This window comes from Kangiella japonica, from assembly GCF_039523535.1.
In the GTDB taxonomy this organism is placed as follows: Bacteria; Pseudomonadota; Gammaproteobacteria; order Enterobacterales; family Kangiellaceae; genus Kangiella; species Kangiella japonica.
In genome coordinates this window covers 977,928-994,259 of record NZ_BAAAFM010000003.1, presented here as the reverse complement: position 1 = coordinate 994,259, position 16,332 = coordinate 977,928, and the positions used below count along the sequence as shown (strand labels likewise).

18 protein-coding genes are annotated in these 16,332 nt (G+C 44.7%); 14 read left to right on the top strand and 4 right to left on the bottom strand.

What is annotated here, in order from left to right; all coding sequences use genetic code 11:
- Window positions 1–402, bottom strand: coding sequence for a twitching motility response regulator PilG (gene pilG / locus ABD128_RS08135; protein ID WP_343989018.1), 402 nt, complete (start codon window positions 400–402; stop codon window positions 1–3).
- A 393-nt stretch (window positions 403–795) separates the two neighbouring features.
- Here pilG and gshB point away from each other — a divergent pair, with 393 nt between their 5' ends.
- Genes gshB through ruvX form a run of 4 tightly spaced genes read left to right on the top strand, consistent with a single transcriptional unit; the run spans window position 796 to window position 3,759 of the window.
- On the top strand, window positions 796–1,752 hold the full coding sequence (gene gshB, locus ABD128_RS08130; RefSeq protein WP_343989016.1) for a glutathione synthase: 957 nt from the start codon (window positions 796–798) through the stop codon (window positions 1,750–1,752).
- Window positions 1,753–1,807: 55 nt separating this feature from the next.
- Window positions 1,808–2,722, top strand: coding sequence for an energy transducer TonB (locus ABD128_RS08125; RefSeq protein ID WP_343989014.1), 915 nt, complete (start codon window positions 1,808–1,810; stop codon window positions 2,720–2,722).
- 40 nt (window positions 2,723–2,762) lie between these two features.
- Window positions 2,763–3,326, top strand: a complete 564-nt coding sequence (locus ABD128_RS08120; protein ID WP_343989012.1) for a YqgE/AlgH family protein — start codon at window positions 2,763–2,765, stop codon at window positions 3,324–3,326.
- Window positions 3,319–3,759, top strand: a complete 441-nt coding sequence (ruvX, locus tag ABD128_RS08115; RefSeq protein WP_343989010.1) for a Holliday junction resolvase RuvX — start codon at window positions 3,319–3,321, stop codon at window positions 3,757–3,759. The genes ABD128_RS08120 and ruvX overlap by 8 nt, the downstream gene beginning before the upstream one ends.
- A 99-nt stretch (window positions 3,760–3,858) precedes the next feature.
- Here ruvX and ABD128_RS08110 read toward each other — a convergent pair whose 3' ends face one another.
- Together ABD128_RS08110 and ABD128_RS08105 are read right to left on the bottom strand one after the other, a co-directional pair.
- Entirely contained in the window at window positions 3,859–5,004 is a 1,146-nt protein-coding gene (locus ABD128_RS08110; protein WP_486326930.1) for a PilT/PilU family type 4a pilus ATPase, read from the bottom strand.
- 19 nt (window positions 5,005–5,023) lie between these two features.
- Window positions 5,024–6,058 (bottom strand): type IV pilus twitching motility protein PilT, encoded by a 1,035-nt coding sequence (locus ABD128_RS08105; protein ID WP_343989008.1) that lies wholly within the window; start codon window positions 6,056–6,058, stop codon window positions 5,024–5,026.
- Between the two features lie 38 nt (window positions 6,059–6,096).
- Between ABD128_RS08105 and ABD128_RS08100 the strand changes: the two genes are divergently transcribed.
- From ABD128_RS08100 to ABD128_RS08070, 7 genes are all read left to right on the top strand, one after another.
- The gene (locus tag ABD128_RS08100; RefSeq protein WP_425545684.1) at window positions 6,097–6,777 is read left to right on the top strand and encodes a YggS family pyridoxal phosphate-dependent enzyme; all 681 of its coding nucleotides are present in this window, start codon (window positions 6,097–6,099) and stop codon (window positions 6,775–6,777) included.
- 126 nt (window positions 6,778–6,903) lie between these two features.
- A complete protein-coding gene (proC, locus tag ABD128_RS08095; RefSeq protein WP_343989004.1) occupies window positions 6,904–7,752 on the top strand; it encodes a pyrroline-5-carboxylate reductase in 849 nt (282 codons plus the stop codon).
- Window positions 7,753–7,842: 90 nt separating this feature from the next.
- Window positions 7,843–8,427: a YggT family protein gene (locus tag ABD128_RS08090; protein WP_343989002.1), complete on the top strand. Its 585-nt coding sequence runs from the start codon at window positions 7,843–7,845 to the stop codon at window positions 8,425–8,427.
- A gap of 99 nt (window positions 8,428–8,526) precedes the next feature.
- Complete coding sequence (locus tag ABD128_RS08085) at window positions 8,527–8,985, top strand: DUF4426 domain-containing protein (RefSeq protein WP_343989000.1); 459 nt, start codon at window positions 8,527–8,529, stop codon at window positions 8,983–8,985.
- 84 nt (window positions 8,986–9,069) lie between these two features.
- Entirely contained in the window at window positions 9,070–9,681 is a 612-nt protein-coding gene (gene rdgB, locus ABD128_RS08080; protein ID WP_343988998.1) for an RdgB/HAM1 family non-canonical purine NTP pyrophosphatase, read from the top strand.
- Window positions 9,681–10,910 carry a radical SAM family heme chaperone HemW gene (gene hemW, locus ABD128_RS08075; RefSeq protein ID WP_343988996.1) on the top strand — a complete coding sequence of 410 codons (1,230 nt, stop codon included), beginning with the start codon at window positions 9,681–9,683 and terminating at the stop codon, window positions 10,908–10,910. The genes rdgB and hemW overlap by 1 nt, the downstream gene beginning before the upstream one ends.
- Before the next feature lie 100 nt (window positions 10,911–11,010).
- Window positions 11,011–12,114 carry an META domain-containing protein gene (locus ABD128_RS08070; protein ID WP_343988994.1) on the top strand — a complete coding sequence of 368 codons (1,104 nt, stop codon included), beginning with the start codon at window positions 11,011–11,013 and terminating at the stop codon, window positions 12,112–12,114.
- A gap of 120 nt (window positions 12,115–12,234) precedes the next feature.
- Here ABD128_RS08070 and trmB read toward each other — a convergent pair whose 3' ends face one another.
- A complete protein-coding gene (gene trmB / locus ABD128_RS08065; RefSeq protein WP_343988992.1) occupies window positions 12,235–12,930 on the bottom strand; it encodes a tRNA (guanosine(46)-N7)-methyltransferase TrmB in 696 nt (231 codons plus the stop codon).
- A 206-nt stretch (window positions 12,931–13,136) separates the two neighbouring features.
- On the opposite strand from trmB, the gene ABD128_RS08060 reads away from it, so the two are divergent.
- Genes ABD128_RS08060 through ABD128_RS08050 form a run of 3 tightly spaced genes read left to right on the top strand, consistent with a single transcriptional unit; the run spans window position 13,137 to window position 16,331 of the window.
- Entirely contained in the window at window positions 13,137–14,966 is a 1,830-nt protein-coding gene (locus tag ABD128_RS08060; protein ID WP_343988990.1) for an SLC13 family permease, read from the top strand.
- Window positions 14,967–14,978: 12 nt separating this feature from the next.
- Entirely contained in the window at window positions 14,979–16,013 is a 1,035-nt protein-coding gene (gene mutY / locus ABD128_RS08055) for an A/G-specific adenine glycosylase (RefSeq protein ID WP_343988988.1), read from the top strand.
- Window positions 16,014–16,055: 42 nt separating this feature from the next.
- Window positions 16,056–16,331 carry an oxidative damage protection protein gene (locus ABD128_RS08050; RefSeq protein ID WP_343988986.1) on the top strand — a complete coding sequence of 92 codons (276 nt, stop codon included), beginning with the start codon at window positions 16,056–16,058 and terminating at the stop codon, window positions 16,329–16,331.
- Window position 16,332 lies beyond the last annotated feature (1 nt).

Genomic DNA, 16,332 nt, shown 5'->3' with positions numbered 1-16,332 from the left:
TTATACAGCGGCAGTTGCCTTACCGTCTAATTGTGCGGAAATAGCGTTTAAAAGTTCATCTCGGCTAAAAGGTTTTGTTAAGTAATTATCCGAACCCACTACTCGGCCTTTTGCCTTATCAAAGACCCCATCTTTACTGGAAAGCATAATTATTGGGGTTTTCTTGAAAGCCTGGTTACTTTTTACCAAGGCACAGGTTTGGTACCCATCTAGCCTTGGCATCATTATATCAATAAATATTATTTCGGGTTTGTAATCAGCAATTTTGGATAGTGCATCGTATCCATCTACCCCTGTGACTACGTCACAACCTTGCTTTTTTAAAAGTGTTTCAGCGGTACGTCTGATCGTTTTACTGTCGTCCACCACCATCACTTTTAGTCCGTTAAATAAATCACTCATCTAATGGTTACCTATGAATAGCGAAAATTCACTATTTAATAATAAGTTAGCGATCTTTCTTCAACTGTTTTTTAACTTTATAGGTAACTTTTACCACAAAAGTCCTAAACTCGCAAAGTAGATCACGTTTTAAGACTAAATTGCTTGCCATTTGCATGCAAGCTTTTTAGCGATATTTCTTCGAAAGAACAAGAAATGACTTATTCCTTCTTTATTAACACCACTTTATAGGCTCCAACTCTTTTCTGAAAGTGGTTCGTTAATATTTATTGCTTATTTGTGAATGAGCCCTATCTTGTCTTTCCACTTTCAGTTTATCTTTTGAATAGATTCATATTTAGCTTGTAGCAAGAACGTGGTAATTTAATACAAAATCACTACTCTTCAATACTTATGACCCACTCGGTACTCGTGGTGATGGATCCAGTCGATTCCGTCAAAACACAAAAAGACACCAGTTTTGCTTTGATGCTAGAAGCTCAGCGTCGCAACTGGACTCTTTATTACTGCCAACCGCAGGATCTTTATTTAGCGGAAGGTAAAGTCAAAGCTTTATGTCAGCGCGTCAAGGTTCAAGACAATTCAAACGACTGGTACAGCTTCCAGGACGCCTCACAAATCATAGTTGACTGCGGCGACTTTTCCGCGATTTTAATGCGCAAAGATCCGCCTTTTAATATGAACTATATCTATAGCACTTATTTGCTGGAGTTGGCTCAGCAGCAAGGTGCATTGGTGGTCAATGATCCTGAGAGCCTGAGGGATTGTAACGAAAAGCTGTATACCGCTTGGTTCCCTGAACATACGCCAAAAACACTCGTCAGCGCTAATTCCGAGCAGTTAAAGCAGTTTGCTCATGAACACGGAGACGTTATTTTCAAACCACTTGATGGAATGGGCGGCGCTTCGATTTTCAGAGTGAAGTCTGGCGATCCTAATCTTTCGGTAATTATTGAAACCTTAACTGCACATGGTCAAGATTTAGCTATGGCGCAGCAGTTTATCCCACAAATTACAGATGGCGATAAACGTATTCTTATTGTTAACGGCGAAGTTGTGCCTTATAGCTTGGCGCGAATTCCATCAAAAGGTGAAACTCGCGGTAATTTAGCTGCAGGTGGCAGCGGCGTCCCTATGCCAATCACCGAAGATGAGCGAGCTATAGCCGAAGCGATTGCACCGGATCTGGTAAAACGTGGGCTTTTGTTTGTTGGCTTAGATGTAATTGGCCAATATGTGACAGAAATTAACGTAACCAGTCCAACCTGTATGCGAGAATTGGAAAACGAATACAATATTAATATTGGCGCTATTCTGTTTGAAGCGCTTGAGAAGCAATTATCCACCTAACCTGCTATCTTGGATGTGTGGATTAACCTGACTAGATACTAATTATTATTAATCAATGACGAGCCAAGCAGCGCCTCAGCCTGAGAGCCAAAAACCGATTAGCCAGCGCAAAGATGCGGTGACACTTAAAGTGTCGTCGATCACAGCCTCAGATCGATTAAAGTTCACCATTTTTATGGCGGTTTGCTTTCACCTGTTGGTTTTGCTCGGCATTCGCTTTACCCTGCCTGAGATTAATCCTTCTAAGATACCACTCTCACTCGATGTAACCCTTGCTCAAAGAGAAAGTTTAGAAGCGCCAGAAAAAGCCGATTTTATCGGACAAAAAAACCAAGAAGGTGCTGGCGATGCAGAAGATGCTAAGCGCCCCACTACCCAGTTAGAGCATTTCAAAAACACCGAAGGCACCACCAACACTCCATCTTTGGAACTGCTACCCAAACCTACGCAGAAGCAACAACAACTTGATTTCGTAGCAAGTATTCATGCGCAGCGAATGACTACATCAAGTCTCGATCCTGAGAAAACCGAAGCTGAGATTGAGCTTCCCACCATAGAAAGCCCGCCTCCTGAGGATTTAAAAAAGCGCAACCTTGAGCAGGATATAAGCGATCAACTACAAACACGTGGGCTTCGTAAGCGCCAAATCTCAGCCGCGGTTAGACAGTCGCCAAGTGATGCAGCGTATCTTGAGACCTGGCGTAAAAAAGTAGAAGCAATCGGTAATCTGCACTATCCGGAGCAGGCTAAGCGTCAGGGTATTTACGGTAACCTAAAGCTTAAGGTGGCGATTGATAAAGATGGAAAGCTGGTAAGTGTAAAGATTATCGAATCTTCGGGGCAAGCGGTGCTTGATCAAGCTGCGCTACAGATTATAAGATTGTCAGCCCCGTTTGAACCACTGCCTGAGTCTATTCGTCAAAACACGGATATACTGGAAATAGTTCGAGAATGGGACTTCCACAAGTAATTCCTAATACAACCTATTTAAATACTGATATAATTTAAGCATGCAACCAATTAATTCATTGGCAGATCATTTGCTGATCGCTATGCCAACGCTTGAAGATACTTTCTTTTCTCGTAGTGTTACCTATATTTGTGAACACACGGACGAGGGGGCGCTTGGCATAATGCTCAGCCAGCCCCTTGAAACAACTTATCATCAGCTGTTCGATCACCTTAAAATCCCGAGCACCAACCAAGCAGTGTTAGATAAGGCACTACTCGCTGGTGGCCCCGTGGATAAAGAGCGGGGCTTCATCTTACACAGCCCAATCGGAAGTTGGGATTCAAGTTTATCTATCAGTGATGAGATTGGTTTATCCACTTCAGAAGATATTCTCACAGCAATTGCGAATAACGAAGGTCCTGAAGATGCGGTCATTGCTCTTGGATACTCTGGTTGGGATAAAGGGCAGTTAGAACGCGAGATCGAAGAAAACTCGTGGCTTATCGTCCCTGCCGATAAAAACATTATATTCCATACCGAGCCAAGTAAGCGCTGGCAGCAGGCAACAAAGCTGCTCGGTATCGACTGGACACAACTCACTGAGCATTCAGGTCATGCCTGATTCAACCAAGCCGAATAAATCTCTAGGGCGTTTTTTAGGGTTCGATTTTGGCGAAAAGCGTATTGGCGTTGCGACTGGGCAAAAAGCCTTAGGCACAACCCAAGCGTTATGCGTGCTAAAGGCCGAGAATAACCAGCCCAACTGGGAGCAAGTCGAAGCACTTATTAAGGAATGGCAAGTGGATGCTTTTGTGGTGGGATTACCGCTCAATATGGACGGCACCGAGCAGCCGGTAACTCTGATGGCTAAAAAGTTTGCCAACCGTCTGCATGGTCGTTTTGGCCTACCAACGTTTACCCATGACGAGCGCCTTAGTACTGCTGAAGTGAGAGAGTACTTATTCGAGCTTGGAGGTTATAAGAAAATTAAAGACTCAGATTTCGACGCCTACGCAGCAGAGTTAATCCTAAAAAGTTATTTCGAGTCCCAATAAGCCCCTCTTCTTCATCAAATCTTTATATTTCAGAATATGCACAAAAAAGCCCAGCATAAGCTGGGCTCTTAATAGCTCTTGTGCAAGTTCGGTTAGAACTTAAAACATGCTATTCGAGTGGTCATCGTCCATTTCAACCTGCAAACCCTCGGTTCCATCAGCCAAAGAGTCCGCGTCTTTCTCGTGCAACTTAATACGCAGACGCAAATCGTTCGCGGAGTCAGCGTGCACTAGCGCATCATCGTAAGAGATCTCACCTTTAACATAGAGGTCGAAAAGCGCTTGGTCAAAGGTCTGCATACCGAGCTCTGTTGAGCGCGCCATCAATTCTTTAATCAAGTGTACCTCACCTTTACGGATATGATCTGAGATCAACGGTGAGTTAATCATAATTTCAATCGCGGCTCGTCTACCTTTACCATCAACCGTTGGTACGAGCTGTTGTGCTATCACGGCGCGGAGATTCATCGATAAATCCATTAAAACGCGTGTGTGCTCATCTTTTGGGAAGAAGTGCAAAATACGGTCAATCGCCTGGTTCGCGTTATTAGCGTGCAGAGTACATAAACACAAGTGACCCGTTTCAGCAAAAGTAATCGCCTGTGACATGGTTTCCTGAGATCGAACCTCACCAATCAGAATGACATCTGGAGCCTGACGAAGGGTATTTTTTAACGCAACTTCAAAGGATTCCGTATCAATCCCAACCTCACGCTGTGTGATAATACACTTATCATGACGGTGAACATACTCAATTGGATCTTCAATACTGATGATATGGCCCATTGAGTTCCGATTTCGGTAACCAATCATAGCCGCAAGAGAAGTAGACTTACCCGTACCGGTCGCACCAACGAAGATAATAATTCCGCGTTTTTTCATTACCAAATCGTTTAAAATATTGGGTATTTTCAACTCTTCGGTAGTCGGGATTTTCGTTTCAATACGACGAACCACCAATCCCGGCTGATTCCGCTGGTAAAATGCACTGGCACGAAAACGACCAACGTTTTCCACACTGATCGCGTACTGGCACTCTTTCTTTTCGGCAAATTCTTGCTTTTGTCGTTCGTCCATTGACGAGTGAATCAACTCCTCAACCTGGGCTGGCGTCAGCATGCTTTTCGTTGCAGGACGAATTTGCCCGTTAATTTTGATACATGGAGGTCGATGAACTGTGATGAAAAGGTCCGAGCCTTTATTATCCACCAAAGCTTTCAGTAATGGAGTAATATCCATAGCCATAATTGATTCTTTAGCCTCTCTAGAATTCTTCTTTATTGGTCGCTTTCATACGCGCATCATTACGCGACACAATGCCCTTACTCACTAATTGTTTCAAGCTGTGGTCAAGCGTCTGCATACCAAGTGACATACCTGTTTGCATCGCCGAGTACATCTGTGCCACTTTCGCCTCACGGATGAGGTTTCGAATCGCTGGTGTACCGATTAAAATTTCATGGGCAGCAACACGACCACCGCCGTTGCGCTTCAATAGGGTTTGAGCAATAACTGCCTGCAATGACTCTGAAAGCATTGAACGCACCATTGCTTTTTCGCCTTCTGGGAATACATCAATCACACGGTCAATTGTTTTAGCCGCTGATGTGGTGTGCAGGGTACCAAATACTAAGTGACCCGTTTCTGCCGCCGTCAATGCTAGACGAATCGTTTCAAGGTCACGTAACTCACCAACTAGGATAATATCAGGGTCTTCACGTAAAGCTGAACGTAGTGCGTTTGAGAAGCTGTGGGTATCACGATGTACTTCACGCTGGTTGACGAGACATTTCTTACTTTCGTGAACAAACTCGATGGGATCTTCAATCGTTAAAATATGCTCGTGTTTATTGTCATTAACGTAATCAACCATACCCGCCAAAGTTGTGGACTTACCCGAACCCGTAGGTCCTGTCACCAATACCAAGCCACGAGGCTGCATCGATACATCTTGGAAAATTTTTGGGGCCTTAAGATCTTCTAAGGTCAAAACGCGAGAAGGAATGGTACGGAATACCGCAGCTCGACCACGGTTTTGTACGAAAGCGTTAACACGGAAACGTGCCAAATCTTGAAGTTCAAATGAGAAATCCGCTTCTAGAAACTCTTCATAGTCTTTTCGCTGCTTATCGTTCATAATGTCATAAATCAGCGAATGGACTTCTTTGTCTTCTAGCGGGGGCACATTAATTCGTCGAATATCGCCATCCACGCGAATCAGCGGTGGCATTCCAGCGGAAATGTGCAAATCCGAAGCGTTATTCTTTACACTGAACGCTAAAAGCTCTGTAATATCCATAGGTTAGACCCCAATTTTGATATTTATTCTTACTAATGATAACTAGCATAGCCTCTCAACTAGAACTTCTGCAACAAGAAATCGCAAAAAGCAGCGAGAAACGCGTGAATTTTCAAGATAATGTGCGCCTAGTCGCTGTTAGTAAGCGCCAACCCATTGATAAAATTGAAGAAGCCTATCAAAACGGCCACCGCATCTTCGGCGAAAACTTTGTCCAGGAAGGCGTCGATAAAATCCAAAAAATAGCTAAAAGTGACATCGAATGGCACATGCTGGGTGCTATACAAAGCCGAAAGTGTAAAGATATAGCGACACATTTCGACTGGGTGCAAAGTGTTGATCGCCTTAAAGTTATCAATAAACTCAATCAAGCTCGAGCAGGAATGCCACCTCTTAATGTCTGTATCCAGGTCAATTTATTCGGCGAAGCTCAAAAAGCTGGCGTTGATGAATCACAGTGCTTTGAACTAGCGCAAGCGATCGTGGAAGCTAAACATTTAACTCTTAGAGGAATTATGGCGCTTCCTCCTAAGCAGCAGGATTATCAACAACAACTACAACAATTTGAGAAAATTTCCACACTTTACCAGCAGTTAAAGGATAAATACCCACAGATAGACACTTTATCAATGGGGATGTCTGGTGACTATGAAGCCGCCATTATGGCCGGAAGTACTATGATTCGTATCGGTACCGCTATTTTTGGTCAGCGCGATTAACGCTCCTTGTTGTAATTAACCGTTGAATTTGAGGCTTTAACCCTCATCACTATAGAATTAGATTTTTCGCAAACACATTCACAACACTAGTTAAGAGCTAGTGCAAACAATCGAATACAGGCATTTATGACTGAATCAATTGAATTATTAAGTAAAGCAAAAGTAGGATTTATCGGCGCGGGCAATATGGCTGCGAGCATTTTAGGCGGCCTCATCCAATCAGGCCTGCCAGCAGAATCGATTTATGTCAGCAATCGCAGTGCCGGTAAGCTAGACGCGCTTAAAGAAAAATATCCAACTATCAATACAACCCATGATAACGCTGAAGTTGTTAACAATGTTGACTATGTATTGCTGGCGGTTAAACCACAAATCATGTCTACCGCTTGTGCAGACTTCAAAGATTTAGATTTAAGCAATAAATGTGCGATTTCGGTCGCCGCTGGCGTCACTTGCGAAACCTTAAACAAGCTACTTGGTGCAGATACGCCAGTGGTTCGTAGCATGCCTAACACACCTAGCTTAATAGGCTATGGAGCTACAGGCTTATATGCTAACGATAAAGTTAGCAAGCAACAACGCGATGCCACTAGCGCGATTTTCGATGCGGTGGGTAAAAGCATTTGGGTTGATGATGAAGACTTGATGGATGTGGTCACAGCGGTGTCAGGTAGTGGCCCAGCGCATTACTTCTTATTTATGGAGTCGGTGGTTCAAGGCGGCATTGATCTTGGGTTACCCGAAGAAACAGCACGTGAACTGGCGGCGCAAACGGCCTTAGGCGCGGCAGCAATGGTACAGCAAAACGGCGATACCGAAATCGGTCAACTTCGTCGCAATGTAACTTCGCCAGGCGGCACAACGGCGGCAGCACTCGATACTCTGAATGAGCATAAGCTTCCTGAGATCGTGAAAAAAGCTCTCGAGGCCTCAGTAAAACGTGGTAAAGAGTTGGCAGACATTGCAAATCAATAATGATAAAACCCACGGAAGGGTTTATGATAGCTGGCTTTAAAGCTTCCCCCTAAATTAGCGTTCTTGACGACATTAGAGTGATACTTATCCATGAATAACATTAGCTTCACCTTGCTTGAGCACATTTCCAATATTTTGGTGATGATATTTTTGGTCCGAATTTTATTACAATTAGGGCAAGCGGATTTTCATAATCCAATTTCGCAGTTTATCCATAAATTTACTGCGCCTGTGCTTAATCCATTAAGAAAAATCGTTCCTGACTTCGGGCGTTTCAGTACCGCAAGTTTTGTTGTCGCTCTGGCTATCATCATTCTAAAGTTTTTCGTTATTTCTACCGTTTTTGGGCCATTTCCTCCGAAAGTAATGGCCTTAGGCGTTATTGTTGGCTTAATGATGCAAGGCGCTCCAGCAATGGGTGGCTTGGTTATGATTACGACCAATATGCTATTGATTTTATTTCTAGGTTTGATGATTGCGAGCTTTATGAGTGGCGGTCGCTATAGCCCAGGTGTTGCTTTTTTATACCAAGTTACGCGGCCTATTTTGCGCCCAGTGCAAAAAATCATTCCACCTATCGCAGGCTCGATTGACTTATCGCCAATGATTATCTTATTCGGGCTTTGGTTCTTGCAGGATGCGCTATACCGCCTTGGTGTTAGCTTAATCACTTAAGCTAAGCCAGAGTGCAATAGAATTCCTGAAAGACAGCGCAAATTTTGCTATCTTAAGGGTATCGGCCTTTACTAAGGCGCTGGAAATAGGAGAGCCTCGATGAACACCCTATTAAACGTGAAAAAATTATTTACCCTGCTGGCGATTACAGCAGGACTTATCGTGACTAATGATAGTCAAGCTAACGAGAAACGTGTCGGCGATTACATTATTCACTACAATGCTTTCAACAGCTCATTCATTCAACCTGAAACTGCGGTTCAATACCGAATTGATCGAAGTAAATACACAGGATTGTTGAATGTGTCGGTGCATCAGGTAGTTGAAGATGGCAAAGACAAGCCTCTGAAGGTCGCCCTTCGAGGCAAAGCCACCAACAACTTGAGCCAGTTCCAAGAGTTGGCCTTTAAAGAGATTGTTGAAGGCGAAGCGGTTTATTATTTAGCTGACTTCCAGTTCCGTGACCAAGAAAACATGGATATTGAGTTCACTATCAATATTCCAGGCTATTCAAAGCCGGTAAGTATAGACATCGAACAAAAGTTTTACGCTGACTAAGTAAAATTTTGTCACCACCGCAGACATATTCTGCGGTGGTTATAGGTTATAATCTCCGCAACATCCTAATCCAGTCAAACCATCATGCAAAAAATCGTTTTAGCTTCTGGTAACCGCAAAAAAGTCGCCGAGTTAACCCAGTTACTCGCTCAATTCCAACTACAAGTTATCCCACAAACGGAACTCAGCGTAGAAGATGTTCCAGAAACGGGCACTACTTTTGTGGAAAACGCCATTATCAAGGCAAGACACGCGGCCGAAGTTACCGGACTTCCGGCGATTGCTGATGACTCTGGAATTGAAATTGATTTTTTAGACGGTCAGCCGGGGATCTATTCAGCTCGCTTTGCGCTACTCGATGGTGCTACCGAGGGCGGCGACCAAGCTAACAATAATTTGCTGCTGGAAAAACTGCAAGGCGTGCCACAAGCAGATCGCACAGCACGCTATCAGTGTGTTTTGGTTTTTATGAAACATGCCAAAGATCCAACACCTTTAATCTGCCAGGGTAGCTGGGAAGGCCGTATTCTGACTGAAGAAGTAGGTGATGGTGGTTTTGGCTACGATCCTCTTTTCTGGTGTGAAGAGCATCAGTGCTCGGCGGCGCAGCTCACTCCTGAGCAAAAAGCAGCTATCAGTCATCGTGGCAAAGCGCTTAAAGAACTGATGAATAAACTGAAAGAGTCGCTAACTTAATGCTGACCAATCCTCCTTTATCACTATATATCCATATTCCATGGTGTGTCCGCAAATGTCCTTATTGTGACTTTAATTCCCATGCGGTAAAAAACCTGAAGTCAGAGAATCAAACTGAGTTCGATCTTCCTGAGCAGGAATATATCGACCGACTTATTGAGGATTTAGAACAAGAGCTGCCGAAAGTTTGGGGCCGACGTTTACACAGCATTTTCATCGGCGGTGGCACGCCAAGTCTGTTTAGCCCAGAGTCCCTAGATAGATTGCTTAGTGCCGTTCGAGCTCGACTCCCTTTCGAAAATAATATTGAAATCACCATGGAAGCCAATCCTGGGACTTTCGAAGCCGAAAAATTCCGCGGATTCCGAAAAGCTGGAATTAATCGCCTATCGATAGGTGTGCAAAGCTTTAACGCCAAGCATTTAGAGCAGCTTGGACGAATCCATAACCCTCAGCAAGCGATCGATGCCGCAAAGTTTGCCCACGAAGCAGGCTACGACTCGTTCAATTTAGACTTGATGCACGGCTTGCCCAATCAAACTCTAGAGCAAGCACTTAATGATTTAGAAACGGCTATAAGTCTTAAGCCCCATCATATTTCTTGGTATCAACTCACGCTTGAGCCGAACACCTTATTTCATCAACAGCCACCTCAGTTGCCCCATGACGAAGTCCTGTGGGATATTCAAGAAGCTGGCCAAAAGCTTCTCGCTGACCACGGTTATCAACAGTACGAAACCTCGGCATACAGCAAAGCCCCTGGGCTTAGAGCCAAGCATAACCTCAATTATTGGCAATTTGGTGACTATTTAGGGATTGGTGCTGGTGCCCACGGCAAAATCACTCGCCTCGATTTAGGTGAAATTCATCGCACCACCAAAAAGCGCCATCCTAAGGATTATTTACAGGGATCGCTCAGCGACATTAGCCAAGATACCGCAATCCCTAATCGCGAACTCCCCTTTGAGTTTATGCTTAATGCTCTACGCCTTATCGACGGCGTACCTGTCACTTTATTTTCGCAATACACAGGCTTACCGATTAACCACATTCGTGAAGTACTGCAAGAAGCCGTAGCCGATGGCTTGCTCGAAAATGATCCTGCTCGACTCCAACCTACTGAAAAAGGCGCATTGTTTCTTAACGAATTGTTAGAGCGCTTTATACCAAACTCAGAATCAAATAATAACGAGCCAAGTTCAGCTAGCATACAGTTCACCCAGCTATAATTTCACCATAACACTACGTTAGTTTTGCTAACCGTTAATATGACAAAAGCATATTAACGGTCTATGCTATTTCTAAATCAATTTATTGTTAGGGACTTCTATGAAACTGATAAAACTATTTACACTAGCCACTGTGGTACTGTTATCCTTGGCTGCCTGTAAACAAGAAACCGTCGAAAGCACTTCAAATTCTGAAGAAGCCACCGCACAAAGTTTCACCGTAACGGCTGAAGTCATGTACCGTGAACGTATGCTTGCACCGCCAGGAAGTAGTTTAACGGTCACTTTAGAAGATGTATCAATTGCCGACAAAGCCTCTACTGTTATAGCTGAGCAAATCACAGGCATTGATAAAAAGACCCAACTTCCGCAAAAAATCACACTACAAGTCCCTAAAGAAGAGTTAGTAGAGAATCACGCCTATGCGCTGCGTGCTAAGCTTGAGGACCCCGACGGCTTACTCATGTGGACAACCACCGAACATCAAAAAGTAGACACTTCTAATTCCAGCCACGATTTAGGGCAAGTGGTTTTGAAGCGAGTCCAGTCCGGAACTGTGGGCAGCAAGGTTAATTCTTTATATCCCATCCCTTTTACCGCTCGAGGCAACGAGCCAGGCTGGTTAGTAGAAGTAAAGCAGAACACTATTGATATCAAGACCAATTATGATCAAAACAGCATGTCGGCACCTCGCCCAGAGCCTCAGCCTTATAAAGGTGGCTATAAATATCATTTTGAAGCCGATGGAAAAATTGCCATTCTCGATATCCAGCGCAAACTTTGTTACGACGACATGAGTGGTAGGCCGCACCCCGCTCGCGTAACCTTCGCCTTAGACGGTAAACTTCATCAAGGTTGTGGCGGCGAACCGCTTGAGCTGTTAGTCGATATTGAATGGGTAGTCGAGGATTTGGCTAATACAGGGATTATTGATAGCTCAAGAATGACTTTAAACTTTGATCGTGAAGGGCGCGTTCACGGCCTAGCCTCTTGTAACAGCTATAGTGCCAGTTACCAACTAACTGGCGAAACGCTAACTGTGCAGAATCCACTTGCTACTCTTAAAGCCTGCGCCGAAGCCTTAATGAATCAAGAGCAGAAGTTTTTGGACTTATTAAGTAAGGTGAATCGTTACGATATCGGTGGCAAAGGCGCGCTCATTCTAACTACAGAAGACGGCAAAACAATCACCGCAAGACATTAGCGGAAAAGTCTCTGGATTCCGCGGTTAAACCGCGGAATGACCTATGTTTATTTAAGCTCTAGCCAATACCCCGTGGGGCAGACCCTGAGCTCATGCAAAAGCGTGTATAACGCAGAAATTCTAAGAATCTACCGCCTCAAACATCATATCCCAAACCCCATGCCCTAAATTCTGTCCTCGAACTTCGAATTTAGTGAGTGGTCGCGACTCTAGACGCGGTACAAAATCCCCAGTCTCCGATAGATTTTTATATTCCGCCATTGGGTTTAGTATTTCTAGCATATGTTCTGCGTAGTTTTCCCAGTCGGTGGCTAGATGCAGAATGCCGCCGGGCTTGAGCTTTTTATGCAGTTTCTGGCAGAACTCGGTTTGAATAATTCGACGTTTATGATGACGCTTTTTATGCCAAGGATCTGGGAAGAAGACTTGAATACGATCTAAGCTATGGTCCGGGATGCAGTGCTCGATCACCTCTACCGCATCGTGATTAACCACACGAATATTCTCTAGGTCATACTCTTCCGCTAATACTAAACAAGCGCCGACACCTGGATTGTGTACCTCGATTCCAAGGAAGTCATGGTCACGCTGGTCTCTCGCTTGCTCAGCTAGTGATTTGCCCATACCAAAGCCAATCTCTAGGATTACCGGTGCTTTGCGCCCAAAAATCTCCTCGAAATTATACGGCTTTTTCTCGAATTCAATCCCGAGCCTTGGGAAGTTCAAATCCATGGCGCGTTGCTGCCCCTTTGTTAAACGGCCTTTGCGCAACACGAAGCTGCGGATCTTACGCTGAGGTTTTTCTTCAGAATTCAAAGGGATAGCTCTCTTTCTAGTTAACGGTATAATACTTGGGAGTGATTTTATCATATTGTAAAAGTTTGATGTAAATTATGTGTTTAGTGCGACAAATACGTTGCGAAAATCCAGTCAAATCAGTAAGGTATTTCATTCGGTTTTAGGATTTGTGTGAGTGTAAACTCAGCAAAAATAACGATAAAAGCTTAGGAGTTAGGATAGGAATGCCATTTCCGGAATTACCGAATGGCCATGCACTTTTTGTGTTATTGCTGACGGTATTTGCCCTATATTTATTTCGACGCGACGACATTCCGCTGGAGACTTCCTGCGTGGTTGTGCTGTTGATTTTAACGATGGGATTTACCTTCGCTCCATTCCATAACTTTAATGGCCACCTCGAGCCGATGGAATTTTTCAGTGGTTTTGGTCACGAAGCGCTGGTAGCTGTCTGTGCTTTAATGGTGGCAGGACAAGGCTTAGTGCGCACTGGTGCTTTGGAGCCCATCGGGCGTTTATTAGCTCGTGCTTGGAAAGTCGCGCCATTATTTTCATTGCTTCTGACCCTGCTCATTGCAGGAGTGTTAAGCGCTTTTGTCAACAATACACCGATCGTTGTTTTACTTTTACCGATTTTAATTAGCGTGGCCGTTCGTTCAAACCGTAGCCCTTCTGGCTTACTGTTGCCCATGGGTTTCGCCACAATCGCCGGCGGTATGGCTACTACTATTGGTACTTCGACAAACCTCTTAGTGGTTTCTGTGGCGGCCGATCTGGGTTTAGAACGTTTCGGCATGTTCGATTTCTTACTGCCTGCTTCTATAGCAGGGGGAATCGCCATCGTCTACCTCTGGTTGGTTGCACCAAGAATTACGCCCGAGCGTCAGGCTGTGATGAAAAATACGTCACCTCGCGTCTTTACGGCTCAGCTACATATTAATGAAGAATCTTATGCCGATGGCAAGACTTTGGCGGAAGTGATTGGCAAAACGGACGGCATGATGAAGGTTAAGAGGATTCATCGTGGCTCTGATGCAACCATCATGCCAATGCCCGACGCCATTATTCGAGCCGGTGATAAGTTACGCGTAACCGACTCCCCTGACCGACTCAAAGAATACGAGCAAGTGCTTGGCGCTCGACTCTACAAAGCAGGGCAAGAGGTTAATGAGGACCACCCGCTAACAGCTGAAAACCAACAGTTGTCTGAAATCGTGGTGACACCGGGCTCACCACTCGCTGGTCGTTCATTAAAAGACGTCAGTTTTATGAACCAATACGGTCTTGTAGCAATTGCTTTACACCGTGCCGATCGCGTGGTCGATATGCACAATAAGGGTCTGGGCAAAGTGACGCTACATGTTGGCGATGTAATTTTAATCCAGGGTGGCCAGAGCGAAATTGCCGAATTTAAAAAGCGTGGCGATATCTTAGTGCTTGATGCTACCACCGACTTACCTCGATCTCATCGTGCGCCAAGAGCTCTTATTATTATGGGCTTGGTTATTTTGCTGGCGGCGGTCGGCTTGTTACCTATCGCTATCAGTGCATTAGGCGGTGCCTTGTTAATGATATTAACGCACTGTATTACTTGGCGTGACGCCATGAATGCGCTAAGTGCGCCCGTAGTATTGATTGTCGCCGCCAGTTTAGCGCTTGGTATCGGTATGACTGAAACTGGAGCGGCAGAATACCTTGCACAAGCCTTCGTTTCGGTTTTACACGGCGCCCCACCAGCAGTATTACTCAGTGGTCTGATGTTGTTGTTAGCAATTCTGACCAACGTTGTATCGAATAATGCTGCCGCGGTTATCGGCACACCTATTGCGGTTAGTGTAGCGACCCAGCTTAACTTGCCGCCCGAGCCCTTTGTAATAGCAGTTCTTTTTGGTGCCAACATGAGCTTCGCCACGCCAATGGCTTATAAGACTAACTTATTGGTAATGAATGCTGGTGGTTACCAATTCTCTGATTTCGTTAAAGTTGGCGTGCCACTGGTGCTATTGATGTGGGTGTCGTTGTCGATTATCCTGCCCATCCTCTATAATTTCTAAAGCACAAATACAATGTGGTCGGCTAACAGCTTTCAGCGCAAAGTCATTGAGTATTATCGCCAACACGGTCGTAAGCACCTACCATGGCATGGCACCAAAGATCCTTATCGAATTTGGCTCTCTGAAATCATGTTGCAACAAACCCAGGTCGCCAGAGTCATCCCTTATTACGAAGCTTTTCTAGAGCGCTTCCCTACTATCGTGGATTTAGCCGAAGCGAGTAGTGATGAGGTGATGCACCTGTGGAGTGGTTTAGGCTATTACAGTCGCGCCAGAAACCTACACAAAGCGGCCAAAATCGTAGCCAAAGACTTCGCTGGAACATTTCCACAAGATCCTGAAGAGATTGAAGCCCTGCCGGGCATTGGCCGCTCTACCGCTGGGGCCATCGCTGCTTTTTCTTTCGATAAGCCCACAGCTATTTTAGATGGCAATGTTAAACGAGTATTAGCCCGTTGCTACGGCATCGAAGGCTGGGCGGGTAAGTCAGCCGTACTTAAATCCCTGTGGGCAAAAGCGGAAAAAAATACACCGTCTCAAAATACCGCTCAGTACAACCAAGCCATGATGGATCTCGGTGCTGTAGTTTGTACCCGCTCTAAGCCTAAGTGCGAACAGTGTCCTTTGGCCAAAGAATGCTACGCCTTAAAGCAAGACATGATAAGTGAGCTACCGGGAAAGAAGCCAAAAAAAACACGTCCCAAACGTTCGGTTTACTGGCTAGTTTGTATCGATAATAACCAAGTATTACTCCACAAGCGCCCTCCATCTGGAATTTGGGGCGGGCTCTGGTGCTTCCCAGAATTGGACCAAACAGCCCCCATCCCTGAGCATTATGAGCAGCTAAGCAGTTTCGTGCATAAATTCAGTCATTACGACCTAGAAGTACAACCATTACTAGTGAAAAAGCTCAGCAAGACAGGTATCATGGAGCCCAACGAAACAGACCGCTTTGCGCTCAATCTCTTTGATAAGAAGAAGCAAGCTAAAACGACTGCAATAGGATTACCTACGCCTGTTAGCAATTTGCTTGCCTCGCTCTCGTAAACTTACAGAACGCAAAGCCAAAACTTTACAGCGGAGAATTCAATGTCACGTACTGTTTTTTGTAAAAAACTACAAAAAGATGCAGAAGGAATCGGTTTTAAACCCTTCCCAGGCGAATTAGGCGAGCGTATTTACGACAATATTTCGCAAGAAGCTTGGCAAATGTGGCTCGCTCACCAAACCATGCTAATAAATGAAAAACGCCTTAGCTTAGTTGACCAAGATACGCAGAAATATCTCGCTGATCAAATGGAAAAGTTCCTCTTTGGTGGCGACTATGATGAAGCCGAAGGCTACGTCCCACAATCAAAAGAATAAA

Bases quoted from the DNA above. Each gene is read 5' to 3' on its own strand.
- ABD128_RS08060 (WP_343988990.1), top strand. From the start codon at position 13,137: ATGCCATTTCCGGAATTACCGAATGGCCATGCACTTTTTGTGTTATTG.
- ABD128_RS08090 (WP_343989002.1), top strand. From the start codon at position 7,843: ATGAATAACATTAGCTTCACCTTGCTTGAGCACATTTCCAATATTTTG.
- ruvX (WP_343989010.1), top strand. From the start codon at position 3,319: ATGCCTGATTCAACCAAGCCGAATAAATCTCTAGGGCGTTTTTTAGGG.
- proC (WP_343989004.1), top strand. From the start codon at position 6,904: ATGACTGAATCAATTGAATTATTAAGTAAAGCAAAAGTAGGATTTATC.
- gshB (WP_343989016.1), top strand. From the start codon at position 796: ATGACCCACTCGGTACTCGTGGTGATGGATCCAGTCGATTCCGTCAAA.
- pilG (WP_343989018.1), bottom strand. From the start codon at position 402: ATGAGTGATTTATTTAACGGACTAAAAGTGATGGTGGTGGACGACAGT.
- mutY (WP_343988988.1), top strand. From the start codon at position 14,979: ATGTGGTCGGCTAACAGCTTTCAGCGCAAAGTCATTGAGTATTATCGC.
- ABD128_RS08085 (WP_343989000.1), top strand. From the start codon at position 8,527: ATGAACACCCTATTAAACGTGAAAAAATTATTTACCCTGCTGGCGATT.
- ABD128_RS08070 (WP_343988994.1), top strand. From the start codon at position 11,011: ATGAAACTGATAAAACTATTTACACTAGCCACTGTGGTACTGTTATCC.
- ABD128_RS08110 (WP_486326930.1), bottom strand. From the start codon at position 5,004: ATGGCTATGGATATTACTCCATTACTGAAAGCTTTGGTGGATAATAAA.
- rdgB (WP_343988998.1), top strand. From the start codon at position 9,070: ATGCAAAAAATCGTTTTAGCTTCTGGTAACCGCAAAAAAGTCGCCGAG.
- ABD128_RS08050 (WP_343988986.1), top strand. From the start codon at position 16,056: ATGTCACGTACTGTTTTTTGTAAAAAACTACAAAAAGATGCAGAAGGA.
- ABD128_RS08120 (WP_343989012.1), top strand. From the start codon at position 2,763: ATGCAACCAATTAATTCATTGGCAGATCATTTGCTGATCGCTATGCCA.
- ABD128_RS08105 (WP_343989008.1), bottom strand. From the start codon at position 6,058: ATGGATATTACAGAGCTTTTAGCGTTCAGTGTAAAGAATAACGCTTCG.
- ABD128_RS08125 (WP_343989014.1), top strand. From the start codon at position 1,808: ATGACGAGCCAAGCAGCGCCTCAGCCTGAGAGCCAAAAACCGATTAGC.
- hemW (WP_343988996.1), top strand. From the start codon at position 9,681: ATGCTGACCAATCCTCCTTTATCACTATATATCCATATTCCATGGTGT.